The organism is Mycobacterium sp., from assembly GCF_049278535.1.
Lineage (GTDB): Bacteria > Actinomycetota > Actinomycetes > Mycobacteriales > Mycobacteriaceae > Mycobacterium.
Genome location: NZ_JBAPMI010000364.1, coordinates 1 through 3,796, shown reverse-complemented (window position 1 = coordinate 3,796; position 3,796 = coordinate 1). Strand labels below are relative to the sequence as shown.

3 protein-coding genes are annotated in these 3,796 nt (G+C 63.7%); 2 read left to right on the top strand and 1 reads right to left on the bottom strand.

Annotation, left to right across the window (positions count from 1 at the left end; genetic code table 11):
• Positions 1 to 1,324 precede the first annotated feature (1,324 nt).
• Both WAO18_RS23580 and WAO18_RS23575 read left to right on the top strand, forming a co-directional pair.
• A complete protein-coding gene (locus tag WAO18_RS23580) occupies positions 1,325 to 2,131 on the top strand; it encodes an SDR family oxidoreductase (protein ID WP_422208647.1) in 807 nt (268 codons plus the stop codon).
• Between the two features lie 128 nt (positions 2,132 to 2,259).
• Positions 2,260 to 3,153 carry a helix-turn-helix transcriptional regulator gene (locus tag WAO18_RS23575; RefSeq protein WP_422208646.1) on the top strand — a complete coding sequence of 298 codons (894 nt, stop codon included), beginning with the start codon at positions 2,260 to 2,262 and terminating at the stop codon, positions 3,151 to 3,153.
• A 511-nt stretch (positions 3,154 to 3,664) separates the two neighbouring features.
• Here the strand turns inward: WAO18_RS23575 and WAO18_RS23570 are convergent.
• A partial coding sequence (locus WAO18_RS23570; RefSeq protein ID WP_422208648.1) for a hypothetical protein occupies positions 3,665 to 3,796 on the bottom strand: 132 nt, incomplete at its 5' end.

Here is a 3,796-nt window from a genome sequence, read left to right as displayed (position 1 = left end):
TACCGCCGGTGGTTTGCACGCCAAGAGATCGACGATGCCTTCGTCCGCGGGGTCGTCAAGCGGGCGCTTCACACCCCGTGATGCCCGCGTTGCGCCCACGGCCCCGTTCCTCTCCGTGCTTGTAGGCGCAGGGGTTTCGACCGTGAACCGCCCTGCCCTGCGGGACGCAGCGGCGGCGCACACGGGAGTAATGGTTCTGCTCGGATCGCGGGTGGTGGGTCCCGGCGAGCGTCCCAACCGACCTGTCGGTTGCCGCAGAACGCTGTGGCGTCCCAGGCCTTGGACTAGCGGCCTCACGTTGCGGGGCTGATGTGTAGGCCGCCGTTGACTGCGACACATAGCTACGATAGCGTATCGTAGCTAGTTCAAGGCGGGACGACATCAGGACAACTCACGATGACCTCTCGAGCAAACCCGACTGGTGACCGGCGACGTGGCGACGCTGACGCGCTTCTACGAGGGCGTCAGTCAGGGGAAGGCTGCAATCATCAACAGCGGCTTAGGTGATTGCCTCGGAGCGCTTGGCCCGAGCGTGCACGGTGCTCACCAGGCGGCTCATTTGTTGAAGTTGGTGCACGACCCATAACAGAAGTGCAGCGATGCAAGTTGTCTCAGTTCATGTCCACACCGAGTTGTCTCAGGTTCGTGTCCACTTTTCGAAGCGGCGCTCTAACTGACTCGAGACACTCGCAGGCACCAGTGCAACCTTTCCATGCGTCGGCGAATGATTCGTCACTGTGACACACGACCTCGGATCTCGGCGGCCTCGCATAACTACAGCCATACGCCCCAGTGTCGGTATCCGGCATTATGTGATGTGAAGTACTGCCCATAGCGAATTGTATTGCGCGACATTGCAATTAAGGCAGCGCGGACCGTTGCACTGAGAGCTGCTGGCACACAACGTAACTCGAACCGTCAGCATCACCATCCCGCGCGTGCGTGTTGAATTATCTGATGATACGACCCATTACTGTCTGGCGGTCGATGGTGGAGAAAGTGACTGTGCAGGAATGATTGTGCCAGCGTGAGTCGGCGCACCAGGCAAGGGTGGCTCTGACAGTACCTGTATCACCAGGGTCTCGCAGACGGCCCAAAACGCCTGTCAACCTGGCTGAGTGGGCTCCCAGCTACACCGAGGAGAAGTAATGGATCCCACGAGAGGCGCGCACCGCGGCCGCCCGAGCCCCCAGCGCCCTGAACGAAAGCGCCGACAACACTGTATGGACACGCACTGCAGCTTTACCCCAATCAGTTCAATCCAGCTGTCCCGAATGCGCGACGGTGTCGGCGCATTCTTCCAAGACAGAAGGGACGGAGACGAATGGCGGACAATCAATCCACCACTAACACAGGACTTTTCGATCTGAGTGAGAAGTACGCCCTTGTCACTGGCGGCACCAGAGGCATTGGGATGATGATAGCGCGCGGCCTTCTCCAGGCGGGCGCCCGCGTCGTTATCAGCTCACGCAAGGCAGATGCGTGCGCGGAGACACAGCATCTACTATCCGAATTCGGCGACGTTCAAGCTATACCCGCCGACCTTTCCAGGCACGACGAGTGTCAGCGCCTCGCTGACCTTGTCCAGGTCGACTCGGAACGCCTGGACATCCTCGTCAACAACGCGGGAGCGATGTGGCGTGAGCCGCTAGCGACGTTCCCGGACGAGGCCTGGGACACAGTGGTCGACCTCAACCTCAAGTCGCCGTTCTGGCTGGTGCAGGCGCTGCTCCCCGCACTTCGCAGGGCGGGCACCGCCGATGATCCCGCGCGGATCATCAACATCGGCAGTATCGCCGCCATCCACGTCGCCCAGTCGCCCAACTATTCGTACGCCAGCAGCAAGGCGGCACTCCATCAACTCACCAGAGTGCTTGCCAGAGAGCTGGGCCCACAGCACGTCACGGTGAACGCGGTAGCACCGGGACCGTTCCCGTCGCAGATGATGGCGTCCACGCTCGATGCCGTCGGCGACACGATCGCGGCGGCGGCGCCTTTGCGCCGGCTCGGCCGCGACGACGACATGGCGGGAATCGCTGTGTTTCTCGCTAGCCGGGCCGGGTCCTACCTCACGGGCACCATCATCGCGGTCGACGGCGGCATCGCGACTACCGCAACGGGTACGCCCTAAGCGTCGGCGCGAGGCTTTGCCGGCGGCCGACGGACCCTCGTGAACACCTCCAAGTCGGGTTTCAACGCGGCCGTCGGGGTACCCGCAGTGCCTCCCTCAGGCTGCAAGGACGGGCTTACGGTAAGGGGATGGCCACGATGGATCTACGCGCCGAGATCCGGGAGTTTCTCAGCTCGCGTCGCGCCCGCATCGCACCCGAGCAGGCGGGCCTGCCCGCTTACGGCGGCAATCGTCGGGTCAAAGGTCTGCGTCGCGAGGAGGTAGCGCTACTGGCGGGGGTATCAGTCGACTACTACGTGCGCATTGAGCGCGGCGACCTCGCCGGTGCCTCCGATGGCGTGCTCGAGGCGTTAGCCTCTGCCTTGCAACTCGACGAAGCCGAGCGCGACCACCTGTTCCACCTGGCGCGCCAATCCGGGGCACCCAGCGGCCGACGCCGGCGCAGGCCTGCCGTGAAGGTGCGCTCGACGCTGCAACAGGTGCTCGACGCCATCTCCGATGCGCCGGCCTGGATCCGTAACGGACGTTATGACGTGCTCGCTATGAATCAACTCGCCCGCGCGCTGTATTCACCGGTGCTGGCTGACCCGCGTCGGCCCGCGAACACAGCGCGGTTCGTCTATCTAGCTCCCGAGGCGGCCAAAGACTTCTTTGTCGACTACGACCAAATGGCCAGTGACGCGGCCGCGAAGCTACGCATGGAAGCCGGCCGCAATCCGCACGACGAGCAGCTGATCGCCTTAGTCGGCGAACTGTCAACGTGCAGTGAGCTATTTCGACAGCGGTGGGCATCTCACGACGTGCGGTTGCAACGGTCTGGACGCAAGCGGTTGCGCCATCCGATCGTGGGCCAGCTCGACTTGGACGTCGAGTCCATGGAACTGCCCGCCGACCCCGGCCTGCACCTCATCATCTACACCGCGCCCGCGGCCACGCCGACCGCTGACGGTCTCGCGCTCCTGGCGTCGTGGGCGGCCACCCAAGAGAGGCTGGTGACCGAGCTTGAAGCACCCAACGGATAGTCCAACCCCTCAGGCGTACTAGTCAGCGGACCATTCGCCATTCACGGGGGTATTCATAGAGGAGGTCGGCGGCGCCGGCCCGAGCCGGCTGGGCGGACAGGGCACCGGAAGGCGCGGCCGGGCGCGGCATCAGATATGCGCGTTAGAAGAATTCGGCGGTCTACTGCACGGTGGTCACCGCGGTCGAGGTGGAACGCGTTGAAGCGCAGGGCATCCCGCCGCTGGGGATCGGCGAGTACGCTACTCCTACTACGACGATGCCCTACTTACGCCGCCGCCTACCTCCTACAACTAGCCTCAGCTCTGGGCGGCGGCACGCAGACCCGGTCTCTCTGGTAATCGGTCCGTACAGGTTCTTTCGGATCCATCACGCTGGCAAGCAGATTCGCGACGTCACGGTCCCCGTTCTCGTGCAGGTTGCCACGAAGGACCAGACCACTCCACCTGCGGCGGCGCTCAAGGCGGCCAAGCGGGCGTCGCTGGGCGTCGTAAAGACCTACGACATAGGCCACTACCGCGCCATGTTCGTGAAGCGCGACAGGTGCAGCTGGTGAGCGACGGTGACGGTCTTGGTCGGGCCGTTACGGTGCTTGGCCAGAATCAGGTCAGCCTCGCCACCGCGCGGGTCGTCACGCTCGAAGGC